Source organism: Microbacterium sp. (assembly GCF_047971895.1).
Taxonomy (GTDB): domain Bacteria; phylum Actinomycetota; class Actinomycetes; order Actinomycetales; family Microbacteriaceae; genus Microbacterium.
Window position 1 is genome coordinate 41,728 of sequence record NZ_JBKEAF010000001.1, and the last position, 22,870, is coordinate 64,597.

Genomic DNA, 22,870 nt, shown 5'->3' on the forward strand with positions numbered 1-22,870 from the left:
TGTCGTTCTCGAACGTGTGTTCTAGCTGGACGTAGGCTCCTCCACAAGAGATGTCGAAAGAGCTCTTTCCACAAAATGGGGGATCCGACGGCTGGATGTCGGAAGCCCCTCGTAGCGTGGACAGCGTCATCGCACACCTCACGCCTTGTCGCGATCCGTCTTCGCCGAAGGGGACCGCGACAGCCTACAGGCGGCAAACCGCGACAGAAGGAGCACGCCATGCCATCACCCGCCGACCGCGAGAAGGCCCTCGACTCGGCCCTCGCCCAGATCGACCGGCAGTTCGGGAAGGGCTCGGTCATGCGGCTCGGCTCCGACGAGCGCGCGCCCGTCGAGGTCATCCCCACCGGATCCATCGCCCTGGATGTGGCGCTCGGCGTGGGCGGACTGCCCCGAGGTCGCATCGTGGAAATCTACGGTCCGGAGTCGTCGGGTAAGACGACACTGACCCTCCACGCGATCGCCAACGTGCAGCGCGCGGGCGGCATCGCCGCGTTCGTCGACGCGGAGCACGCACTCGACCCCGAATACGCCCAGAAGCTCGGCGTCGACATCGATCAGCTGCTGGTCTCGCAGCCCGACACGGGGGAGCAGGCGCTGGAGATCGCCGACATGCTCGTCCGCTCCGGGGCGATCGACCTCGTCGTCATCGACTCGGTGGCCGCGCTGGTGCCGAGGGCCGAGATCGAAGGCGAGATGGGCGACTCGCACGTCGGTCTGCAGGCACGCCTCATGTCGCAGGCCCTGCGCAAGCTCACCGGCGGTCTCAACCAGACCGGCACCACGATGATCTTCATCAATCAGCTGCGCGAGAAGATCGGCGTGTTCTTCGGCTCGCCCGAGACCACCGCCGGCGGCAAGGCGCTGAAGTTCTACGCGTCGGTGCGGCTCGACATCCGTCGCATCGAGACGCTGAAAGACGGCACCGATGCCGTGGGAAACCGCACGCGCGTGAAGGTCGTGAAGAACAAGATGGCCCCGCCGTTCAAGCAGGCCGAGTTCGACATCCTCTACGGCACCGGAATCTCGCGTGAAGGGTCGCTCATCGACTTCGGCGTCGAGCACACCATCGTGAAGAAGTCCGGTGCCTGGTACACGTACGAGGGCGAACAGCTCGGGCAGGGCAAGGAGAACGCCCGCAACTTCTTGATCAAGAACCCCGACATCGCGGCCGACATCGAGTCGAAGATCAAGGTCAAGCTCGGTATCGGCGTCGCACCGGCAGCCGTCGAGGTCGCCGACGAGCTGGCCGCGCGTCGGCCGGCCTGAGATGGTCGATGCCGTCGGGGATGACGGGGGCGTCGACTCCGACGTCGCCCCCGTCACCCCCCTGTTCGGTGCTTCCGCGCCCGTTGAGCGAGCCGACGGCGAGGCGAAACGCCCCGCATGGCACACGACCTGGAACGACGAGTCCGATCTCCACGCAGACGACGACCACGACGCGTGCAGCGCGAGCGAGTGGGAGATCGCCGAGCGCACCCTCCTGAAGAAGCTCCGCACGCGGTCGCTGTCGGTGCGTGAGGCGCGGGCGGTCGTGGCGAAGCACTCGCTCGATGCTGATCAGGTCGAGGATGTGCTCGCCGCGTTCCTCGACCGCAAGTACCTCGACGACGTGGCGCTGGCCGGGCAGCTGGTGCACTCCAGTATCGAGCGCAAGGGGCACGGTCGCCAGGCGATCGCACAGGCACTCGCCCGTCGCGGTATTCCCCGAGAGGTGGCCGACGAGGCCCTCGCAGCTCTGCCCGACGACGACGCCGACCGGGCGTTGGACTTCGCCCGCTCGAAGGCGCGGTCGATGGGCGACATCCCTGCCGACACGGCGCTGCGACGACTTGTCGGGCAGCTGGCCCGTCGCGGTTATCCGGGGCCCGTCGCGATGACCGCGGCGAAGGCGGCGCTCGCCGACCCGTCGGCACGTTCGGGAGTGCGATTCCGCTGACGCTCCCCGAATACGCTCGCGCGCCTTCTCCGCGGGCGAGCCTCGTACAATGGGGGACGTATGTCCGCTCCCCTCTCGACTCCCACGCACATCGCACCGTCGTCGGCCGCGCTCGCCGCCGACGGGCAGCACCGCACGTACGAGGTGCGCACGTTCGGCTGTCAGATGAACGTTCACGACTCCGAGCGGCTGTCGGGGTCGCTCGAAAGCGCGGGGTACGTGCGCGCCGACGCGGGTGACGAGGCCGACGTCGTCGTGATCAACACCTGCGCGGTGCGCGACAACGCCGCCGGAAAGCTCTACGGCACGCTCGGGCACCTGAAGTCGCGCAAGGACAAGCGGGAGGGCATGCAGATCGCTGTCGGCGGATGCCTTGCCCAGATGGACAGGGACGCCGTGCTCGACAAGGCCCCGTGGGTCGATGTCGTCTTCGGCACGCACAACATGGGATCGTTGCCGTCGCTGCTCGAGCGTGCGCGTCACAACGGCGAAGCCGAGCTCGAGATCCTCGAGTCGCTCGAGGTGTTTCCGTCGACTCTGCCGACCAAGCGCGACAGCGTGTACAGCGGCTGGGTGTCGATCTCGGTCGGCTGCAACAACACGTGCACGTTCTGCATCGTCCCGAGCCTGCGCGGGAAGGAGAAGGACCGGCGGCCAGGAGACATTCTGAACGAGATGCGCCTGCTCATCGAGGACGGCGCCATCGAGGTCACCCTGCTCGGGCAGAATGTCAACAGCTACGGCGTCGAGTTCGGTGACCGTCAGGCATTCGGCAAGCTGTTGCGCGCCGCCGGCGAGATCGAGGGCCTGGAGCGCATCCGCTTCACGAGCCCGCACCCGGCCGCCTTCACCGACGACGTCATCGACGCGATGGCTGAGACGCCGGCCGTCATGCCGCAGCTGCACATGCCGCTGCAGTCCGGGTCCGACCGCATCCTGAAGACGATGCGTCGGTCGTATCGCAATGCGAAGTTCCTCGGGATCCTCGACCGCGTGCGCGAGCGCATTCCGCACGCGGCGATCTCGACCGACATCATCGTGGGCTTCCCCGGCGAGACCGACGAGGACTTCGAAGACACCCTGCGGGTCGTCGAGAAGGCGCGATTCGCCAGCGCCTTCACGTTCCAGTACTCCATCCGCGAGGGTACGCCGGCGGCGACGATGCCCGACCAGGTGCCCAAGGCCGTCGTACAGGAGCGCTACGAGCGGTTGGTCGCCCTGCAGGAGCGGATCTCGCTCGAGGAGAACCAGCGGCAGCTCGGTCGCGATGCCGAGGTGCTGGTGTCGACGGGCGAGGGCAAGAAGGATGCCGAGACCCATCGCCTCACGGGACGCGCCGAAGACAATCGCCTCGTGCACTTCGAGGTGCCGGCCGGCTCGGAGACGCCACGGCCGGGTGATGTCGTGACGGTGCGGATCACGCATGCCGCGCCGTTCCACCTGCTCGCCGATGCACCCGGTGGCGCCCCGCTGCGCATCCGGCGCACGCGCGCGGGCGACGCCTGGGACCGGACGCAGACCGAGTCGTGCGCCGTGCCCGCACCGGGAGCAGCCGCGCCGCATCCGGTGTCTCTCGGCCTGCCGACGCTGCGCGTGGGCTCGTGACCGGCTCGCGCGGCATCGGGCAGCGTAACTGCGGCACCGTGCGGCATCCGCTGTACTGATCGGTGGCGCGCATGACGCAACCTGGCGGGGACGCGGTGACGCCCGGCCTCTGGGCCGTCGTCGGTGCGACCGGCACCGGAAAGACCGCGCTCTCGCTCGACCTCGCCGAGGCCATCGCCGCGCGCGGCGGGTCGGCCGAGATCGTCAACGCCGACGCGATGCAGCTGTATCGCGGCATGGACATCGGCACGGCGAAGCCGGCCGCGGCAGAGCACCGAGGCATCCCGCATCATCTCTTCGACGTGCTCGAGGTCACCGACGAAGCCGCCGTCGCCTGGTACCAGGGCATCGCACGCGACATCATCGGCGAGATCCACGCTCGCGGGGCCGAGGCGATCCTCGTCGGCGGGTCGGGGCTGTACGTGTCGAGCGTGCTTTTCGACTTCCGCTTCCCGCCGCGCGACCCGCAGGTGCGGGCAGCGCTGGAGGAAGAGCTCGAGCTCCACGGCCCGGGCGCGCTGTACGACCGCCTGCGGGCGCTCGACCCGCGCACCGCGCACCGCGTCGACCCGCGCAACGGACGCCGTATCGTGCGGGCGCTGGAGGTGCTCGCGCAGGGCGCGGACACCCACGGTGCGGCACTGCCGGACGAGCCGGTGACGTGGCACGAAGCGACGCGCATCGTCGGCGTGCACGTGCCCCGGGATGAGCTCGTCGCCCGGTTGAACGCGCGCGCCGCGCTGATGTGGCGCGACGGCCTGCTCGACGAGGTCGCGGCGCTGCGCCCATTCGGCCTGGAGCAGGGGGTCACCGCGTCTCGCGCCATCGGCTACGCCCAGGCGCTCGCCCAGCTCGAAGGTGCCCTGACCGAGGCCGAGGCGATCGCCGAGACCCAGGCGTTGACCCGCCGCTACGCCCGCCGGCAGGTCTCGTGGTTCCGGCGCTACCGCGGCATCGAATGGGTCGAGCCCGGCATCGACGCGGCGAGCCTGGCAGACGCGGGAGCATGACCCCCGAAATATGCGCCTTCTCCGTCTCCGACACACCGGGGCTGGCTGTACTCTCTCGCCGCCGACCCGCATCGCCGCGGCGAAGGCATCGGCGCACGGCTCGCTCGGCTACGAGCCGTTCGAGGTGTGGACCGCGGGAAAACGCCTCATCGCGAACTGAGCCGCCGCGTAGGCTGGATGCATGTCCCGCACCCTCCCGTTCAGCAAGGGCCACGGCACCGGCAACGACTTCGTGATCGTTGCCGACGAGGACGGCCTGCTGCAGCTCAGCGACGACCAGGTTGAGGTGCTGTGCGACCGGCACTTCGGTATCGGCGCCGACGGGATGCTCCGGGTCGTCCGGTCGACGGCCATCGCCGCGGGCGAGGGACTGGACGCCGAGTGGTTCATGGACTATCGCAACGCGGACGGATCGGCCGCGGAGATGTGCGGCAACGGCATCCGGGTCTTCCTGCACTACCTGCTCGAATCCGGCCGGCTCGCGCTCGCCGAGGGTGAGACCGTGCACATCGGCACGCGCAACGGTGCCCTGCCCATGCGGCGCACGCCTCGAGGCTACGAGGTCGACCTGGGGGTGTTCACGATCGAGCCGGGAGAGACGCTCGTGCGTGTGCGTGGCCTGCCGGTGCCGCGCCCGGGTCAGGGTGTCGACGTCGGGAACCCGCACGTCGTCGTGGCGCTGCCCACCGAGGAGGACCTGGCCGACCTCGATCTGACGGTCGTGCCGCACCTGCAGCCAACGCCTGCGCACGGCGCGAACGTCGAGTTCGTCGTGCCCTCCGATCCACTCGTGCGCGACGGCGTCGGGTCGATTCGCATGCGGGTGTTCGAGCGAGGCGTCGGGGAGACCCTGAGCTGTGGCACGGGTGTCGCGGCGGCGGCGATCGCGGTGCGCGAGTGGGCGGGACCTTCGGCGCCGGAGCGCTGGGAGGTGACCGTGCCGGGCGGCACGCTGGGTGTGCGTGTGGCGCCGGTGGATGGCATCCCACATGTCTTCCTGTCGGGGCCGGCGACGCTTGCGTTCTCGGGTGAGGTCGCCCTCGCCGAGCAACCGGCGCCCAGGTCACGCTGAGGAGCCGCCGTACCGGCGCACCTTGAGCACCCGGTAGCCACGGCCCGTGGCCGCCCGATGCACGCTGTAACCGTGCTCGAAGGTACCGGCCAGCCAGCGCTGCAGCGAGTCCGAGCCGAGGTTGCGCTGCACGACCAGCCAGGCGTCGCTGCGTTCGTCCAACCGCGGGATCCAGCGCTCCAACAGTCCGTGCAGCTCGTGCTTGCCGACGCGGATCGGCGGGTTCGAGCGAATCGTGCGGAAGACGATGTCGCCCGGCACCTCGTCTGGGAGCACCGCGTGGACGTTTTCGACGCCGATCGACGCCGCGTTGCGCCGCACCAGGTCGAGGGCCCGTTCGTTGACGTCGACGGCCCATACGGTGGCATGCGGCGACTGCAGTGCGAGGCTCAGCGCGATCGGGCCCCATCCGCATCCGAGGTCGAGGAGCTGACCGCCGGGGGGCGCCGCCGGGGCGTTCGCCAGCAGCACGCCGGTGCCCGCATCGAGGCGGTCGGGGCTGAAGACGCCGCCAGCGGTGGTCAGCTCCAGGTCGCGTCCAGCGAGGTTCAGCCGTACGGAGCGCAGCTTCTCGGGGCTGGCGGGGACGGCGGTGAAGTAGTGATCCCCGGGGACGGGGCCGACGTCGTTGGCCATGGCCCCAGAGCCTAGCGGAGCGGCGACCGCAGGGGAGCGTAGAGTTTACGGATGCCTACGGACAGTGAGGAAGGACCGACGGAGAAGACCGATGCGTCGTGCCACGACATCGACGCAACCGACGCGGTCGAGCGCGTACTGGGGTGGGCGCAGCATTCGGAGGCCGGCCCGCGTGTCTTCGGTGCGGCGCTGGATGGCGACTCGGCGCCCGAGCGTTCGGAGGCCGACGGCGAGCAGTGGGACCGTGAGGAGCGCGCCGCCCTGCGCCGGGTCGCCGGGCTGTCCACCGAGCTCGAGGACGTCACCGAGGTCGAGTACCGGCAGCTGCGGCTCGAGAACGTCGTCCTGGTCGGTGTCTACCCGCAGGGACAGCAGGTGGATGCCGAGAACTCGCTGCGCGAACTGGCGGCCCTCGCCGAGACCGCCGGCGCCGTCGTGCTCGACGGCGTGCTGCAGCGGCGGCCGCACCCCGACCCGGCGACCTACCTCGGCCGCGGCAAGACCGAGGAGCTGCGCGACCTCGTGGCCGCGCTCGGCGCCGACACGGCGATCGCCGACACCGAGCTCGCGCCGAGCCAGCGGCGTGCTCTGGAAGACGTCGTGAAGGTCAAGGTCATCGACCGCACGACGGTGATCCTCGACATCTTCAGCCAGCACGCGAAGAGCCGCGAGGGCAAGGCGCAGGTGGAGCTCGCCCAGCTCGAGTACCTGCTGCCCCGACTGCGCGGCTGGGGCGAGTCGATGAGCCGTCAGGCCGGCGGTCAGGTCGGTGCCGGTGGTGCAGGCATGGGCTCGCGCGGACCCGGTGAGACCAAGATCGAGCTCGACCGCCGGCGCATCCGCACCCGGATGGCGCAGCTGCGTCGGCAGATCAGGGACTTCGCCCCGGCACGCGCCGCCAAGCGCGAGGGGCGCAAGCGCAACACGATCCCGTCGGTGGCGATCGCCGGGTACACCAACGCGGGCAAGTCGAGCCTGCTCAACCGGCTCACCAGTGCCGGGGTGCTCGTCGAGAACGCGCTGTTCGCCACGCTCGATGCCACGGTGCGCCGCACCGAGACCGAGGATGGCCGCGTGTACACGCTCACCGACACCGTGGGCTTCGTGCGCAACCTCCCGCACCAGCTGGTCGAGGCCTTCCGTTCGACACTGGAGGAGGTCGCCGAGGCCGACGTGATCCTGCACGTCGTGGACGCGGCGCACCCCGACCCGGGGTCGCAGCTGGCGACGGTGCGCGACGTCATGGGCGAGGTGGGGGCCCGCAGCATCCCCGAGATCGTCGTCTTCCACAAGGCCGACCTCATCGACGACGACACGCGGCTCGTGCTGCAGGGGCTGGAGCCGAAGGCCCTGTTCGTCTCGTCTCGCACCGGTGAGGGCGTCGACCAGCTGCGCGCCGCGATCGAGGGCGTGCTCCCGCTTCCCGAGGTCGAGGTGCACGCACTGGTGCCTTACGACCGCGGCGACCTGGTGTCGGCCGTGCACGAGCACGGCCTGATCCTCGCGCAGGAGCACTCGGCGCAGGGCACGCTGCTGCACGCCCGCGTACCGCCGGTACTGGGCGGGCGCCTGGCCCCGTACGCGCTCGACAACGGCGAGGCTACCGCGGGCTGAGTTCGAGCGGCGGCACGCCGGGGGTCTCGAATCCGAGGATCGCACCCAGGAAGCCGAGCTCCGCCTCGAGTGATCGGATGAGTGTGTCGGCACGCCGGAAGCCGTGCGCCTCGCCCTCGAACGCCAGGTACGCGTGGACGATGCCGCGCGCCGCGAGCGCGTCACGGACTGCTTCGGACTGCGCCGGCGGTACGACCGCGTCGTCGAGCCCCTGCTCAATCAGCATGGGGGTGGTCAACCGGTCGAGGTGCGACAGCGGCGAGCGGTCGACATACACCGGCTCGGCCTCCGGCAGCGGCCCGACGAGACCGTCGAGGTAGCGCGCTTCGAAATCGTGCGTGTCGGCGGCCAGCGCGCGCAGATCGGCGACGCCGTACCGGCTGATGCCCGCGGCGAAGCGGTACGACGCGGTCAGCGCGCACAGCACCGTCCAGCCGCCGGCCGAGCCGCCGCGGATCGCCAGACGTGCGCCGTCGGCAAGGCCCCGATCGGCCAGTTCGGAGGCGGCGGCCACCACGTCGTCGCGGTCGACGATGCCCCACTGGCCGGTGAGCCGTTCGCGGTAGGCGCGGCCGTACCCGGTCGACCCGCCGTAGTTGACGTCGAGCACGCCGATCCCGCGGCTCGTGAAGTACGCGACATCGAGCGACGCCCCGCCTGACGCATTCGCGGTCGGTCCGCCGTGGGCCAGCACGAGGTAGGGCGGCAGCTCGCCCTCCGGCGCCGTGGCGTCGGGGTTCGTGGGCGGGTAGGCGAAGGCGTGCACCGGCCCGTGCGGGCCGTCCACCGTCACGGCGCGCGCGGTCGGCAGCCACGCGGCATCCAGCTCTTCGTCGACGTTTCCGCGCACGAGCCGGGGCTGCGGGTCGTCGGCATCCAGATCGAATACCCACAGCCCGCCGAAGGTGGCCGACCCCGCGCCGCGCAGCAGCACGAGCGAGTCGCGGGCATCCTCGATCAGCACACGCGAGGTGAGCGGAGACGGGATTCCGCGCACGACGCCCGCGACGGGATCGATGACGACCAGCTCGTCCGCCCCACGCGTGCGCACCGCGAGGATGCGCCCGTCGGCCAACGGCACGAACCAGCGGAGGCCGAGGTTCCACAGCGGCCCGCCGGTCTCGGCCTCGGCGGGAGCGAGGGCGAGGACATCCGTACCCGCCCAGCGATACAGGTTCCACCATCCGCTCCGGTCCGACGCCACCGTCAGCTCGCCGGGGCCGGTCCACTCGGGCTGCAGGACCGACTCCTCGGAGCCGCCGGTGATGGCCGACCATTCCGGCACTGCTCCGTCGACGAGGTCGCCCACGCGCAGCTCGGTGCCGTCCCACGGCATGCGCGGGTGGTCCCATGCGATCCACGCCAGCTGGGAGCCGTCGGGTGAGACCCGCGGGTAGGCGACGAAGTCGCTGCCGCCCACCACGACTCGCACCATCGCCGCATCGTCGGCGGCCGCCCCGTCCAGCGGCACCGCAACGATGTCGCGCGGCGGCACACGCGAGGCCGTGCCGTGGACCTCGCGCACCGTCCATACCTCGTCGCCGACGATCTGCAGGTCGCCGAAGCGCATGCCGGTGTCGGCGGGAGTGAGTGGATACGGCGGCTCGCCGGGGCGGAACGCCCACACCCGCTGATCGGTCTTTTCCACGAACGCCGACAGTCCATCGTCAGTGACCGCCCACGCCGCTCCACCGTACTCGTGCACGCGGGAACGGGCGTCCCACGGGGCGGGCAGCAGTGTCTCGGGAACGCCGTCGACCGTCCGCCGGACGGCGGTGCGTCCGCCCTCGGCGGGAAGGCGCTCGAGCCACCAGATCTCGTCGCCGACGAAGCGTCCGGCCTCGATCGGATGCGACCCGGCGGCGACCGCGGCGGCCGAGATCGGTGACGGCCAACTGCCGTAGGGGAGTGTCTGAGGCATGTGCCCACGCTACCGGGCGTGCGTACGAGGGATGCCGCGAGGCATCCCTCCCGCCATATACCTCTGTGCGTACGCATACTCGAAACAGTCCGGCTCGATGAAGGCGATCCCATGTCTGCTCTCGACGCTCGCATCCCGCACTCGTTCGAGCTGTACCCGGCACGCACGACCGCGGGAATGGCGGCGGTGACCGCGACCGCGACCGCGTGACGATGCACGCTGTGGGCTGATCAGGTCGAGGCCGGGACGGATGCCTCGGGCTCTCCGGCATCCGACTCCGCCTCGTCGTCTTCGTCGGCCTCCGGCAGGGTCCCGCCCGCTTCGTCGGGGCGGCGCTGTACGAGCTCGCACAACCACCAGACCACGAGCCCGACGATCAGGATGAGGATCACGTCGCCGACGCCCAGAGGCTGCAGGAGCAGAAGCCACAGGGCCAGCAGCACACCGAGGATCACGCGGACGAGCACGCGCTGCGCGTACATCCACGCCCCGAAGCGGCCCGTGTCGACGCCGCGCTGGGCGAGGCCGCGGCGCAGCCCGGAGTTGACGGTGCCGATGCCGTGACGCAACGATCGTGCCCCGTGTGAACGTCCGAAGCTCCATGCGAGCACCGCGACGATCAGGCCGAACACGGTGACCACGATCGCGGTGCGCGCCATGCCGTCGACGATCTGCGTGTACATCGCCGTCAGAGCCCCGGGGGAGACGCCCAGCTGCGGCGCGATCGCGGTCAGCACCGTTCCCGCTGTCGTGAGCGTGATCGAGACGATGCCGGCGCTCACGAACAGTCCGATCCCGGTGCCCAGCACCGCCGTACTGCGGCGGCGGGCCAGCAGTATGCCCGCGACGAAGAAGCCCAGTGCGAGAAGCGGCAGCCACCAGCCGGCGAGCACCGCCGTGTTGTAGACGATGGTCACGGTGACCAGCGCGTCGCTCTGCACGAGCACGATCGTGCGGTCGATCTCGGGGATCAGCGCCGCGATGGCGATGCCCTGGTCGGTCAGCTGCCCCTTGACCTCGGCGATCAGCGGGCCGAGCTCGATGCCGACCTCCCCGGATCGGCTGATCGACACGATGTCGCCGCCACCGGTGGCCGTGGCCACCAGGGTGCGGTGGCTGGCGCGCAACGCCGTGCGCCACGCGGCAGAGAACGCCTCCGATTCGACCAGGCGCGTGGTCACCGAGCCCACGAGGTTCCGCAGCCCCTGCGCTGCGGGCATGCGCAGCAGGTCGATCGCCGCGCCGGCGCGGGGCGGCAGGCCGAGCGACTGGATGCCGTCGAACAGATCGTCGGTGACCTGCTGGAAGTCGACCTGGGCCTCGATCGCCGTCAGTGCGCTGTCGATGATCATGGCCTGCACGTCGGGATCATCGGCCAGCGGTGCGAACGTGTCGACGAACTGCGTCTCGTCGACCAGCTGCACTCGCGCCCACGAGCCGACGATAGACACGGGGACGAGGATCGCCGCGATCACGATGCACAGCGCCGACAGCACCGCACGCCAGCGACCGCCTTGCGCCGACACCTCCGCCGCGCCGTCGACGCGCTCACGAAGGCGGGCGTTCTCGGCCTCGAGGGCGGCGAGACGTGCTTCGACGTCGGCGGTCTGCGGGCTCACGGCGTCAAGGCTCATACCCCTCTTATATCGCTAAACCGCACGCAGCACCGCAACGACCTTGCCGAGCACGACGGCGTCATCGCCGAGGATCGGTTCGAACGCGCTGTTGCGGGGGAGCAGCCACGTGTGCCCGTCCCGTTGCCGGAACGTCTTGACTGTCGCCTCGCCGTCGAGCATGGCCGCGACGATGTCGCCGTTGTCGGCGGTGGGCTGGGTGCGCACGACGACCCAGTCACCGTCGCAGATGGCGGCGTCGATCATCGACTCGCCGTTCACCTTCAGCATGAACAGCTCGCCCTTGCCGACCAGCTGGCGCGGCAGGGGGAAGATCTCCTCCACCTGCTGCTCGGCGGTGATCGGCACGCCCGCGGCAATCTGGCCGACCAGCGGGACGAGTGCGGCATCGCCGACGGCGGGACCCTCGTCGTCGGGGTTCTCCGCCGCCGAGCCGGGGAGGTCGATGAGCACCTCGAGCGCGCGCGTCTTGCCGGCGTCGCGGCGCAGGTAGCCGCTCAGCTCGAGCTGGTTCAGCTGGTGCGTGACGCTGGACAGCGACTTGAGCCCGACGGCGTCGCCGATCTCGCGCATGCTGGGCGGGTATCCATATCGGGCGATCGAGCGCTGAATGACCTCGAGGATCGCCATCTGCTTATCGCTGAGGCTCTTGCGCCGGCGTGTCTGCGGCTTCTCGTGGCGGGCCGGATGGCTCTGCGGGTCGCTCATCTGCAGTGCTCCTGTCTGCGTTGCTCTTCGAATGTCGGAGGTCGGTGATGGGGTATCCCTGTCGAAACGGTATCCGATCCTCCCGACCTGCAGCGGCGGCACGCCGCACTTTGTTTGGGAAACCCGGTGCGTATCGAGAAGCACTTGACGGCATTCAAGATTAGAACATAGATTTAGTACAGAGATTCGCTCTAGGCTCTTGTGACCGAGATTCGGGAGCGAACCTCTCACCGACGGAAGGAACGCGAGGCCCGCCATGAGCAGCGTCACGATCGCAGCATCCCCTCTTCTCCACCACGCAGCGCCGGTGCGCACGCGGCTGCGGGCGACGGCTCGCGGTCGACGCGTGCTGTCGGCCCTCATGGCGGTCCCGGCCATCGTCGTCGTCACCGTCGTGCTGTGCGCGGCCGTCTTCGCCGGTGGATCGGCGCTCGCGTCCGACGATGGCGGAGCGCCGTCCGGATCCTTCGCCAGCGTCACCGTGCAGTCCGGCGACTCGCTGTGGTCGATCGCGTCCGATGTCGCTCCGACGGCCGATCCGCGCGATGTCGTGGACGGCATCGTCCGGCTCAATGCACTCGAGGGCGGAGCGATCCACCCCGGTCAGCAGCTGGCGCTGCCGCTCGAGTACGCGCCGTAGCGCGGCCCGATCGGCCTAGCATGGGCAGAGTGACAGGTTCCCTCGATGATCTTCCCCTCCGCGACGATCTGCGCGGCCTGGCTCCGTACGGAGCCCCGCAGGCCATGCTGCCGGTCACCCTGAACGTCAACGAGAACACCCACCCGGTGCCGCAGGAGGTGGCCGACGACATCCTCGACGCGCTGGCGCACGCGCTGCGCGATGTGAACCGCTACCCGGATCGCGAGTTCACGGCGCTGCGGGAGGGTTTCGCGGCCTACCTCGGTCACGGGCTGGCCCGCGATCAGATCTGGGCGGGCAACGGGTCGAACGAGGTGCTGCAGCACCTGCTGCAGACGTTTGCCGGTCCCGGTCGCACAGCGTTCGGATTCGCGCCGACCTATTCGATGTACCCGCTGCTCACGCGGGGAACGGGGGCGACGTGGCTGTCGGGCACGCGCCAGACCGACTTCACGATCACCGCCGACAACGCCGCGGCGCAGGTGGCGGCGGCTGACCCCGATGTCGTCTTCCTGTGCGCACCCAACAACCCCACGGGAACGCCCCTGCCGCTGGAGGTCGTCGCGGCCGTGTACGAGGCGGCCCGCGGCATCGTCATCGTGGACGAGGCGTACCAGGAGTTCGCTCCGCGCGACGAGCGCTCGGCGCTCGCACTCCTGCCCGATCGGCCGCGGCTGGTCGTCTCGCGCACCATGAGCAAGGCGTTCGCCTTCGCCGGTGCGCGGGTCGGCTACCTCGCTGCCGACCCCGTGCTCATCGACGCCCTGCGGCTGGTGCGCCTGCCCTATCACCTGAGCGCGCTGACGCAGGCCGCAGCGACCGCGGCGCTGCGGCACGCGGACGTCATGCTGAGCATGGTCGACGAGATCGTCGCGCAGCGCGACCGCATCTCGGCGACGCTGCCGGCCCTCGGGTTCGCCCCGTACGAGTCATGGTCCAACTTCGTCCTCTTCGGCGGCGTGGGAGACCCGGCGGCGGTGTGGCAGGCGCTGTACGACAGCGGTGTGCTCATCCGCGACATCGGCCTGCCGGGCCACCTGCGCGTGACGGCCGGCACCGAGGCCGAGACCACGGCGTTCCTCGAGGCCCTGGCCTCGGTAGGATCGGCCTCATGACGAGCGTCCGCACCGCCACCCGTCGCCGCGCGACCAGCGAGTCCTCCGTCGAACTCGACATCGACCTCGACGGCACGGGCAAGAGCAGCATCCACACGACGGTGCCGTTCTTCGACCACATGCTCACCGCGTTTGCGAAGCACTCGCTCACCGATCTCAGCGTCCGCGCGTCGGGCGACACCGACATCGACGTGCACCACACGGTCGAAGACGTGTCGATCGTGCTGGGTCAGGCCATCAGCGACGCGCTCGGCGACAAGGCGGGGATCTCGCGCTACGGCGACGCTCTCGTGCCCCTCGACGAGGCCCTCGCGCAGGCTGTGGTCGACATCTCCGGGCGCCCGTATCTGGTCCACTCGGGGGAGCCGGCCGGGTTCGAGCACCACCTCATCGGCGGCCACTTCACCGGGTCCATGGTGCGGCACTGCTTCGAGGCCATCGCCTTCAACGCGGGACTGACCGTGCACGTCACACTGCTGGCGGGGCGCGACCCGCACCACATCGCTGAGGCAGAGTTCAAGGCGTTCGCGCGCGCGTTCCGCCAGGCCAAGGCGATCGACCCGCTCGTGGAGGGCGTGCCCAGCACGAAGGGCGCGCTGTGACGGCGGGCACACCGCTCGTCGCCGTCCTCGACTACGGGTCCGGAAACGTGCACTCCGCCGTCAAAGCGCTGTCGGCGGCCGGTGCCGACGCACGGTTGAGCTCTGACCCCCAGCTGATCCTCGACGCCGACGGGTTGTTCGTCCCCGGGGTGGGTGCCTTCCGCGCCGTCATGGACGCCTTGCGCGCCAGTCGCGGCGATGAGCTCATCGACCGTCGCCTGGCGGGGGATCGTCCGGTGCTCGGTGTGTGCGTCGGCATGCAGGTGCTGTTCGAGCTGGGTGTCGAGCGCGGCGTCGACGCTCCCGGGCTGGGGGAGTGGCCCGGTGTCGTCACAGAGCTCGACGCCCCGGTGCTGCCGCACATCGGCTGGAACACGGTGCGGCCGGGCGAGGGGTCTCGGCTGTTCGACGGCATCGAGCACGAGCGCTTCTATTTCGTGCACTCGTTCGCGGCGCAGCAGTGGCTGCTCGACGCGCAGCCGCCGTTTCCGTCGCCCGTGCTGACCTGGAGCACGCACGGCTCGCCGTTCCTCGCCGCCGTGGAGAACGGGCCGCTGGCCGCGACGCAGTTCCATCCGGAGAAGTCCGGAGTCGCCGGCATCCGTCTGCTCGCCAATTGGATCGCCGGCCTGGCCACGGCTAGCATCTGACCCTGATGAGCGATTTCAGCGCAACCCCCGAACTGGTCCTGCTTCCCGCCGTCGATGTCGCGGGCGGCAAGGCCGTGCGACTGACCCAGGGGGAGGCCGGCAGCGAGACGCACTACGGCGACCCCGTCGACGCCGCCCTGGAATGGGCTCGGCAGGGAGCCGAGTGGATACACCTCGTCGACCTCGACGCCGCATTCGGCCGCGGCGCGAACACGGCCGTCCTGCGCAAGGTGGTCAAGCACGTGCGCGGCGTCAAGGTCGAGCTGTCGGGCGGGATCCGCGATGATCAGACGCTGGATGCGGCGCTGGAGAGCGGCGCGGCGCGCATCAACCTCGGCACGGCCGCACTGGAGAACCCCGAGTGGGCGGCGGCGGTGATCGGCCGCTACGGCGACGCGATCGCGGTCGGCCTCGACGTGCGCGGCACGACGCTCGCCGCACGCGGATGGACGCGCGACGGCGGCGACCTGTGGACGGTGCTCGAACGGCTCGAGGCCGCCGGCTGCACGCGCTACGTCGTCACCGACGTGACCAAGGACGGCACCCTGCGCGGCCCGAACCTCGACCTGCTGCGCGAGGTCACGGCGCGCACGGCGAGGCCCGTCGTCGCCTCGGGCGGCATCGCGACCCTCGACGACATCGCGGCGCTGCGCGCGCTGGTGCCGCTGGGCGTGGAGGGAGCCATCGTCGGCAAGGCTCTCTACTCGGGTGTCTTCACACTGACCGAGGCGCTCGATGTCGCCGGCGGCTGAGCCGAATCGCGGCGACTCGGCGGGCGTGCCCTGGGAGGGGCGCGCCTTCCGCGAGAACCCGCACTCGGGCGACGACGGCTCGGCCGATCCCGCGCTGCTGGCGGCGCTGTCGGCCTTCCACTCCGGGCAGGGCGATCTGGTGGCCGTCGTCGACTCGTACCGGTCGGCCCGACTGCTCATCCCGCTCGTGGCCGAGGCGGGCGACGAGGGGATCGCGCCCTCGGGATTGACGGTCGACAAGACGCAGGAGCTGTCGATCGTGACGGTCGCCGCGCCCGACGGGCGCAAGGTGCTTCCGGTGTTCACCTCGGTGACGGCGATGGGGCGATGGGATGCCTCGGCCCGGCCGATCCCGGTGCCCGGCCGTCACACGGCGCTGGCCGCCGCCGACGACCAGACCGATCTGATCGTGATCGACCCCGCTTCCGAGACCGAGCTGGTGCTGCGCCGTCCGGCCGTGTGGGCGATCGCGCAGGACGTCTCGTGGGAGCCGAGCTTCGTCTCGTCCGACGTGTTCACCGGCCTGCAGGAGAGCATCGGTCAGGAGCCGGCGGTGATCGACCTCTCCGTCGCGGCGGGCGATCCGTCGGGACGGCTGAGCGGCCCCGAACTGCTGGTGCGGCTCGAGCTCATGCCGGGGCTCGATCGCGCGGAGCTCGACGCGGTGCTCGCGCGGCTCGCGAAGCGGTGGGCAGCCGACGACCGCATCGCCACACTCGTCGACTCACTGAACGTCAGCCTGCAGCGCGGTGAGTGACAGCCCCGTCAGGTGACAGGCCCGGTCCACTTCTCGCCCGGGCCCTGGCCGATCGGATCGGGCAGGACGGATGCTTCGCGGAACGCGAGCTGCAACGATCGCAGTCCGTCGCGCAGCGGTGCCGCGTGCGCACTGCTGATCTCGGGGGCGCCGGCGGTGATGAGGCCGGCTAGCGCGTTGATGAGCTTGCGTGCCTCATCGAGGTCACGCTGAGCCTCCGGGGCGTCGGCCAGCCCGAGCTTGACCGCCGCCGCGCTCATCAGGTGGACGCACGTCGTCGTGATCACCTCGACCGCCGGCACGTCCGCGATGTCGCGCGATGCCGACGCGGCGACACGCTCGCGCTCGTCCCACTGCTCCAGACGGGTATCGTCGGTGCTGTTGTCGGCGGGAGGAATCGTGGTCACGGCGCGCTTTCTGCTAGACTTGCGCGGGCTCCGGGGCGTTCTGCTCCGGAAACGAAAGAGGATCACATCCCACCCGCGCTTGCCGCTCCAGGCTACCGGGTTCCGCGCTCCGCCCCGATCGAAGGATCCGGGGTCGTTCGGGTGCGAAGCACGCCGCTCACGCGCCGTGCGGGTGGGCCGCGGTTCTCTTCCCGCCGTCACCCGCACGAACAGGAGTTCCGCATCAGCGATCCCCGCACCAATGAGCGCATCCGCGTCCCCGAAGTCCGACTCGTCGGACCCAACGGGGAACAGGTCGGCGTCGTCCGCATCGAGGCGGCGCTGCGTCTGGCGCAGGATGCCGACCTCGACCTGGTCGAGGTGGCCCCCAACTCGAAGCCTCCCGTCGTCAAGATCATGGACTACGGGAAGTTCAAGTACGAGGCTGCGCAGAAGGCCAAGGAGGCCCGGCGCAATCAGGCGAACACCATCCTCAAAGAGGTCCGGTTCCGCCTGAAGATCGAGGCGCACGACTACACGACCAAGCTCAAGCGCGCCGAGGGCTTCCTCAAGGCGGGCGACAAGGTCAAGGCCATGATCCTGTTCCGGGGCCGCGAGCAGTCGCGTCCTGAACAGGGCGTGCGTCTGCTGAAGAAGTTCGCCGAGGATGTCGCCGAGTTCGGAACCGTCGAGTCGAACCCGACGATCGACGGCCGCAACATGGTGATGGTCATCGCCCCGCACAAGAACAAGTCCGAAGTGAAGACGGAGCAGAACGCGCAGCGTGCTGCCAACAAGGAGGCCGCACGCTCTGCGCGTGCCGCCGGAAGTACAACGAAGGAATAGAAGAGATGCCGAAGCAGAAGACCCACTCGGGTGCCAAGAAGCGTTTCAAGGTCACCGGCAGCGGCAAGATCATGAAGCAGCAGGCGAACCTGCGCCACAACTTCGAGGGCAAGCCGACCAAGCGCACGCGCCGTCTGTCCGCCGACAAGGTGCTGGCTCCCGGCGACGCCAAGGTCGCCAAGAAGCTCCTCGGTCACTGAGCGCACTCGCAGGAATAGGAACGAAACGAAATGGCTAGAGTCAAGCGGGCGGTCAACGCCCAGAAGAAGCGTCGCGTCATCCTCGAGCGCGCCTCGGGTTACCGGGGTCAGCGTTCGCGTCTGTACCGCAAGGCGAAGGAGCAGGTCACCCACTCGCTCGTCTACGCGTACCGCGACCGTCGTAAGCGCAAGGGCGACTTCCGCCGTCTGTGGATCCAGCGCATCAATGCGGCCAGCCGCCAGAACGGCCTCACGTACAACCGGTTCATCCAGGGGCTCGGTCTCGCCGGGGTCCAGGTAGACCGTCGTATGCTCGCCGAGCTCGCGGTGAACGAGCCGAAGGCGTTCGCCTCGCTCGTCGAGACCGCCAAGAAGGCGCTGCCGGCCGACACCAACGCGCCGAAGAGCGCCGCGTAGGTCGGCACACGCAAGCAACGGGCGCTCTCCCTCGGGAGGGTGCCCGTTCTCGTGTTGGGGCCCCGTCGTTCCCATAGACTGGGCGCGTGCTGGAGAACCCCCGTTCGCCGCGCGTGCGCGCGGTGGCCAAGCTCGCCAAACGTAGCGCCCGCAAGGAGTCCGGCCGCTACCTGCTCGAGGGGCCGCAGGCCGTCCGCGAAGCGCTGAAGTTCGCGCCCGACGCGGTCGAGGAGCTGTATGCGACGCCCACGGCCATGGAGAAGCATCCCGATGTCCGCGACGGTGCGCGCGCCGCCGGAGTCGATGTGCAGTTCGCCGACGAGACCGTCATCGAGGCGATAGCCGACACCGTGACGCCGCAGGGCGTGGTCGCGGTGGCCCGGCAGACGCCGACGTCGGTGCGCGACGTATTCGCGGCATCCCCCCGACTGATCGTCGTGTGCGAAGAGGTGCGCGATCCCGGAAATCTGGGCACCATCATCCGGGCCGCCGATGCGGCCGGGGCCGATGCCGTCGTGCTCACCGGCCGCACGGTCGACCCGTTCAATCCGAAGGTCGTGCGGGCGACGACCGGCTCGCTGTTCCACCTGCCCGTCGCGCTCGGCGGTGCGCTGGCCGACGTGGTCGAGCGGGTGCGCGGCGCAGGGCTGCAACTGCTGGCCGCCGACATCGACGGTGCCGATCTGCTGGTCGCGCGCGCCGAGGGCCTGCTGGCCGCACCGACGGCGTGGCTGTTCGGGAACGAGGCGCGCGGGCTCGACGAGGCATCCCTCGCCCTCGCCGACCGCGCTCTGCGCCTGCCGATCTTCGGGCGGGCCGAGTCGCTCAACCTCGCGACGGCTGCCAGCGTGTGCCTGTACGAAAGCGCGTTTGCCCAGCGTGCGCACTGATCTGCCCAGCGTGCGCACTGACTCGCCGGTCACAGATCGGTAAAGGTCGGCGCGAAACACACGGTGGCGGGTACACGACTGCCTAGGGTGTCATCTATGACGACCTCGGACGGCAGCATCGCCCCGACGACTTCGAACATCTCTGTGCGCCGCGGCGATCCCCTCGTGGTGATCGACCACGTGCAGAAGTACTACGGCGACTTCCAGGCACTGGAGGACATCGATCTGACGGTGCACCAGGGTGAGGTGGTGGTGGTGATCGGCCCCTCCGGCTCCGGCAAGTCGACCCTGTGCCGCACCATCAACCGCCTCGAGACGATCACCAGCGGCACGATCACGATCGACGGGAAGCAGCTTCCCAAAGAGGGCAAGGCGCTGGCAGCCCTGCGCGCGGACGTCGGCATGGTGTTCCAGTCGTTCAACCTCTTCTCGCACCTCTCGATCCTCGAGAACGTCACGCTCGGGCCGATCAAGGTCAAGGGCATGAAGAAGGCCGATGCCGAGCGCGAGGCGAAGGTGCTGCTCGACAGGGTCGGGGTCGGCCAGCAGGCAGCGAAGCTGCCCGCCCAGCTGTCCGGAGGCCAGCAGCAGCGTGTGGCGATCGCACGCGCGTTGGCGATGACCCCCAAGGTGATGCTCTTCGACGAGCCGACCAGCGCCCTGGACCCCGAGATGATCAACGAGGTGCTCGACGTCATGATCGAGCTGGCCCAGGAGGGGATGACGATGATCGTCGTCACCCACGAGATGGGATTCGCACGGAAGGCTGCGGACCGCGTCGTGTTCATGGCGGACGGCCGCATCGTCGAGGAGGACACCCCGAATGAGTTCTTTACGAATCCGAAGAGCGCGAGGGCGAAGGACTTCCTGTCCAAGCTCTTGACGAACTGATCGGTCGGCCGCCGGCCGTTCACGGCAAGATCCCCCACCCACAGTAGAAGGAGAAGACATGCGACGCATACGCGTTACCGGCACACTTGCGATTGCCGCGGCTTCGCTCATGGTATTGACCGCCTGCGGCGGAAGCACCGATGGCAGCTCCGGCGGCGACGTGCCGCCGTCGGCCGAAGACGTCGCCCTCGAAGGCAGCCCCACGTTCGATGCCATGCAGGCACGAGGCGGCGTCATCATCGGCGTGAAGGAAGACCAGCCCGGTCTCGGCTACCTCGACGTCACGACCAACGAGCGCGCCGGCTTCGACGTCGACATCGCTCGCTGGATCGCCGCCGAACTCGGCTTCGGCGAAGACCAGATCGAGTACCAGCCGATTGCATCGGCGAACCGCGAGCAGGCGATCGTGAACGGTCAGATCGACTACTACGTCGGCACCTACTCGATCACCGACAAGCGCAAGGATGAGATCGACTTCGCCGGGCCGTACTTCATCAGCGGCCAGGGCTTCCTCGTGAACGTCGACAGCGAGATCACCGATGTCACCGATGTCAGTGACTTCAACGGACTGACGGTCTGCTCGGCAACCGGTTCGACGCCGATCCAGAACATCAAGGACAACTTCCCCGAGATCGACACGCAGGAGTACGACATCTACTCAGCCTGCGTGCAGGATCTCATCGACGGCAAGGTCGATGCGGTCACCACCGACCAGGCGATCCTCATCGGGTACGCCGCGCAGTATCCCGACGAGGTGAAGGTCGTCGGTGGCCTGTTCACCGAAGAGCGCTACGGCGTGGGCCTGGCCAAGGGCGATGATGTCTTCCGCAACTTCATCAACGACCTGTTCGAAAACGGCAACGCCACCTGGCAGGAGATCTTCGACGCCAACCTCGGTGACTCGGGGATCGTCGTCGAGCAGCCTGCGGTCGACCGTTACTGAGTGATGCGCCGGGGCGGGCCGCACCGCCCGCCCCGGCACATCCTCTCCCTCATCCCGAAAGGACGCGTGACGTGGACGCTCTGCTGGGCAACATGGACCTGTGGCTGGAGGCGCTGGGCAACACGCTGCTCGTCTTCTTCGTCGGCGGGGCCATCGCGCTGGTTCTCGGGCTCCTCGTCGGAGCCATGCGCGTCTCGCCGGTGCCTGTCGCCAGGGCCGTCGGCACTGTGTATGTGAACCTCGTCCGCAATACCCCGTTGACGCTGGTCTTCTTCTTCTTCGTCTTCGGCTATCCGCAGCTCGGCTTACCGCCGCTGAACAATCTGGTGCTGGGCATTCTCGCGATCGGCATCTACACGGCGACGTATGTGGCAGAGGTCCTTCGCGCCGGCATCAACACCGTGCCCGTCGGGCAGGCCGAGGCCGCCCGTGCGATCGGCCTGCCGTTCGGTCAGGTCATGAGCCTGGTCGTGCTGCCGCAGGCGTTCCGGTCGGTGCTGCCGCCCATGATGAGCGTGTTCATCGCACTGCTGAAGAATACGACTGTCGCCGCCGGGTTCTCCATCTTCGAGCTCGCCTCGGTGCGCGCGACCGTCAGCGAATCGGTGGCGCGTCCCGGCGGTGCGATGGAGGTTCTGCTCTGGGTCGCCGCGATCTTCGTCGTCCTCGTCCTGCTGATGGCATGGGTGCAGAACAGACTCGAGAAGCGCTGGAGGGTGGCGCGATGACTTCCGTCCTGTATGACCTCCCGGGGCCCCGGGCCGTTCTGCGAAACCGGCTGCTCGGCGTGCTGACCGTCATCGTGGTCGGCGCCGCCATCGCCTTCCTCGGGTATCGGCTGGCGGTGACCGGGCAGTTCAGTGCGGCGAAGTGGCAGATCTTCGCATCCCCGAACGTCTGGCTCCGTGTCGCGGAGGCTCTCGGTGCGACCCTGGCGGCATTCGTGGTCGCTGCGATCGGCAGTCTGATCCTCGGTGTGATCCTGGCGGTCGGGCGCCTCTCCGACCATCGCTGGGTGCGCCTCCCGGTGACCGCAATCGTCGAGGTGCTTCGCGCCGTGCCGGTGCTGGTCATGATGATGCTGCTCTTCTACGGGATCCCGACCGCCTTCGGAATCAAGATGGCATCGTACTGGGCGGTCGTCATCGCTCTCATCGCGTACAACGGGTCCGTGCTCGCAGAAGCGTTCCGCGCCGGTATCGAGGCGCTGCCGCGAGGCCAGAAGGAGGCCGGGTACGCGATCGGCCTGCGCAAGAACGGCGTGATGCGGCTCATCCTCTTCCCCCAGGCCGTGCGGGCGATGCTGCCGGTGATCATCTCGCAGCTGGTGGTGACCATGAAGGACACGGCGCTCGGGTTCATCATCACCTATCCGGAACTGCTGTACACGGCCAAGCTGCTGTCGAGTCAGCAAGGGCGGCCGATCCTGCAGTCCGCGTTCGTCATCGGCGGCATCTACATCGTCATGTGTCTGATCCTCGCGGGGCTGGCGAAGTGGGCAGAGGTGCGCACGCGCCGCTCGCCGCGCGCGATCGCCGCGCAGGAGGCGGTTGCACCCCTGTTGAAGGACGGCACCGAGACCGAGGTCATTGTCACGCAGCGCACGCGGCGTGGACAAGACACCGAGGACTACGGCGACTGA

The 22,870-nt window shown here is 69.3% G+C and carries 25 protein-coding genes; 20 read left to right on the forward strand and 5 right to left on the reverse strand.

The features are described 5' to 3' along the window. Positions 1-219: 219 nt before the first annotated feature. The 5 genes from recA to dapF all read left to right on the forward strand — a co-directional run bounded on the left by recA (position 220) and on the right by dapF (position 5,626). Positions 220-1,269 (forward strand): recombinase RecA, encoded by a 1,050-nt coding sequence (gene recA / locus ACK5IN_RS00200; RefSeq protein WP_416894218.1) that lies wholly within the window; start codon positions 220-222, stop codon positions 1,267-1,269. A 1-nt stretch (position 1,270) separates the two neighbouring features. After that, complete coding sequence (locus tag ACK5IN_RS00205; protein WP_416894219.1) at positions 1,271-1,939, forward strand: regulatory protein RecX; 669 nt, start codon at positions 1,271-1,273, stop codon at positions 1,937-1,939. A 60-nt stretch (positions 1,940-1,999) separates the two neighbouring features. Next, the gene (miaB, locus tag ACK5IN_RS00210; RefSeq protein ID WP_416894220.1) at positions 2,000-3,544 is read left to right on the forward strand and encodes a tRNA (N6-isopentenyl adenosine(37)-C2)-methylthiotransferase MiaB; all 1,545 of its coding nucleotides are present in this window, start codon (positions 2,000-2,002) and stop codon (positions 3,542-3,544) included. Positions 3,545-3,615: 71 nt separating this feature from the next. Next, positions 3,616-4,554, forward strand: a complete 939-nt coding sequence (gene miaA, locus ACK5IN_RS00215) for a tRNA (adenosine(37)-N6)-dimethylallyltransferase MiaA (protein WP_416894221.1) — start codon at positions 3,616-3,618, stop codon at positions 4,552-4,554. A 181-nt stretch (positions 4,555-4,735) separates the two neighbouring features. Further along, a complete protein-coding gene (gene dapF, locus ACK5IN_RS00220) occupies positions 4,736-5,626 on the forward strand; it encodes a diaminopimelate epimerase (RefSeq protein ID WP_416894222.1) in 891 nt (296 codons plus the stop codon). On the opposite strand, the gene ACK5IN_RS00225 is transcribed toward dapF, so the two are convergent. Then, positions 5,618-6,262, reverse strand: coding sequence for a class I SAM-dependent methyltransferase (locus ACK5IN_RS00225; protein WP_416894223.1), 645 nt, complete (start codon positions 6,260-6,262; stop codon positions 5,618-5,620). The genes dapF and ACK5IN_RS00225 overlap by 9 nt on opposite strands. Positions 6,263-6,313: 51 nt before the next feature. Here ACK5IN_RS00225 and hflX point away from each other — a divergent pair, with 51 nt between their 5' ends. Beyond that, entirely contained in the window at positions 6,314-7,876 is a 1,563-nt protein-coding gene (hflX, locus tag ACK5IN_RS00230; protein WP_416894224.1) for a GTPase HflX, read from the forward strand. On the opposite strand, the gene ACK5IN_RS00235 is transcribed toward hflX, so the two are convergent. From ACK5IN_RS00235 to lexA, 3 genes are all read right to left on the reverse strand, one after another. Continuing rightward, positions 7,863-9,797: a S9 family peptidase gene (locus tag ACK5IN_RS00235; RefSeq protein ID WP_416894225.1), complete on the reverse strand. Its 1,935-nt coding sequence runs from the start codon at positions 9,795-9,797 to the stop codon at positions 7,863-7,865. The genes hflX and ACK5IN_RS00235 overlap by 14 nt on opposite strands. Positions 9,798-10,027: 230 nt before the next feature. Then, the gene (locus tag ACK5IN_RS00240) at positions 10,028-11,431 is read right to left on the reverse strand and encodes a hypothetical protein (protein WP_416894226.1); all 1,404 of its coding nucleotides are present in this window, start codon (positions 11,429-11,431) and stop codon (positions 10,028-10,030) included. A 15-nt stretch (positions 11,432-11,446) separates the two neighbouring features. Then, on the reverse strand, positions 11,447-12,139 hold the full coding sequence (lexA, locus tag ACK5IN_RS00245) for a transcriptional repressor LexA (protein ID WP_416894227.1): 693 nt from the start codon (positions 12,137-12,139) through the stop codon (positions 11,447-11,449). Between the two features lie 256 nt (positions 12,140-12,395). On the opposite strand from lexA, the gene ACK5IN_RS00250 reads away from it, so the two are divergent. From ACK5IN_RS00250 to ACK5IN_RS00275, 6 genes are read left to right on the forward strand one after another with little or no spacing between them, the layout of a single operon-like run. Next, a complete protein-coding gene (locus ACK5IN_RS00250; protein ID WP_416894228.1) occupies positions 12,396-12,779 on the forward strand; it encodes a LysM peptidoglycan-binding domain-containing protein in 384 nt (127 codons plus the stop codon). Between the two features lie 20 nt (positions 12,780-12,799). After that, positions 12,800-13,894 carry a histidinol-phosphate transaminase gene (locus tag ACK5IN_RS00255; RefSeq protein WP_416894229.1) on the forward strand — a complete coding sequence of 365 codons (1,095 nt, stop codon included), beginning with the start codon at positions 12,800-12,802 and terminating at the stop codon, positions 13,892-13,894. Beyond that, positions 13,891-14,496 carry an imidazoleglycerol-phosphate dehydratase HisB gene (gene hisB / locus ACK5IN_RS00260; RefSeq protein ID WP_416894230.1) on the forward strand — a complete coding sequence of 202 codons (606 nt, stop codon included), beginning with the start codon at positions 13,891-13,893 and terminating at the stop codon, positions 14,494-14,496. Before ACK5IN_RS00255 ends, hisB begins: the two co-directional genes overlap by 4 nt. Beyond that, a complete protein-coding gene (gene hisH, locus ACK5IN_RS00265) occupies positions 14,493-15,146 on the forward strand; it encodes an imidazole glycerol phosphate synthase subunit HisH (protein WP_416894231.1) in 654 nt (217 codons plus the stop codon). Before hisB ends, hisH begins: the two co-directional genes overlap by 4 nt. A gap of 5 nt (positions 15,147-15,151) precedes the next feature. Further along, positions 15,152-15,898, forward strand: a complete 747-nt coding sequence (gene priA / locus ACK5IN_RS00270) for a bifunctional 1-(5-phosphoribosyl)-5-((5-phosphoribosylamino)methylideneamino)imidazole-4-carboxamide isomerase/phosphoribosylanthranilate isomerase PriA (RefSeq protein WP_416894232.1) — start codon at positions 15,152-15,154, stop codon at positions 15,896-15,898. Beyond that, positions 15,882-16,655: an SseB family protein gene (locus ACK5IN_RS00275; RefSeq protein WP_416894233.1), complete on the forward strand. Its 774-nt coding sequence runs from the start codon at positions 15,882-15,884 to the stop codon at positions 16,653-16,655. The genes priA and ACK5IN_RS00275 overlap by 17 nt, the downstream gene beginning before the upstream one ends. A gap of 8 nt (positions 16,656-16,663) precedes the next feature. On the opposite strand, the gene ACK5IN_RS00280 is transcribed toward ACK5IN_RS00275, so the two are convergent. Next, positions 16,664-17,062, reverse strand: a complete 399-nt coding sequence (locus tag ACK5IN_RS00280; protein ID WP_416894234.1) for a DUF1844 domain-containing protein — start codon at positions 17,060-17,062, stop codon at positions 16,664-16,666. Positions 17,063-17,284: 222 nt separating this feature from the next. Here ACK5IN_RS00280 and infC point away from each other — a divergent pair, with 222 nt between their 5' ends. From infC to ACK5IN_RS00320, 8 genes are all read left to right on the forward strand, one after another. Then, complete coding sequence (gene infC, locus ACK5IN_RS00285) at positions 17,285-17,887, forward strand: translation initiation factor IF-3 (protein ID WP_416894256.1); 603 nt, start codon at positions 17,285-17,287, stop codon at positions 17,885-17,887. A 5-nt stretch (positions 17,888-17,892) separates the two neighbouring features. Continuing rightward, positions 17,893-18,087, forward strand: a complete 195-nt coding sequence (gene rpmI, locus ACK5IN_RS00290) for a 50S ribosomal protein L35 (protein ID WP_416894235.1) — start codon at positions 17,893-17,895, stop codon at positions 18,085-18,087. Between the two features lie 30 nt (positions 18,088-18,117). Continuing rightward, complete coding sequence (gene rplT / locus ACK5IN_RS00295; protein ID WP_416894236.1) at positions 18,118-18,504, forward strand: 50S ribosomal protein L20; 387 nt, start codon at positions 18,118-18,120, stop codon at positions 18,502-18,504. A gap of 86 nt (positions 18,505-18,590) precedes the next feature. After that, positions 18,591-19,394, forward strand: a complete 804-nt coding sequence (locus tag ACK5IN_RS00300) for a TrmH family RNA methyltransferase (protein WP_416894237.1) — start codon at positions 18,591-18,593, stop codon at positions 19,392-19,394. Positions 19,395-19,490: 96 nt separating this feature from the next. Continuing rightward, a complete protein-coding gene (locus tag ACK5IN_RS00305; protein ID WP_416894238.1) occupies positions 19,491-20,285 on the forward strand; it encodes an amino acid ABC transporter ATP-binding protein in 795 nt (264 codons plus the stop codon). A 58-nt stretch (positions 20,286-20,343) separates the two neighbouring features. After that, positions 20,344-21,228, forward strand: coding sequence for a glutamate ABC transporter substrate-binding protein (locus ACK5IN_RS00310; RefSeq protein ID WP_416894239.1), 885 nt, complete (start codon positions 20,344-20,346; stop codon positions 21,226-21,228). A gap of 71 nt (positions 21,229-21,299) precedes the next feature. Further along, a complete protein-coding gene (locus ACK5IN_RS00315) occupies positions 21,300-21,956 on the forward strand; it encodes an amino acid ABC transporter permease (protein WP_416894240.1) in 657 nt (218 codons plus the stop codon). Next, on the forward strand, positions 21,953-22,870 hold the full coding sequence (locus ACK5IN_RS00320; protein WP_416894241.1) for an amino acid ABC transporter permease: 918 nt from the start codon (positions 21,953-21,955) through the stop codon (positions 22,868-22,870). The genes ACK5IN_RS00315 and ACK5IN_RS00320 overlap by 4 nt, the downstream gene beginning before the upstream one ends.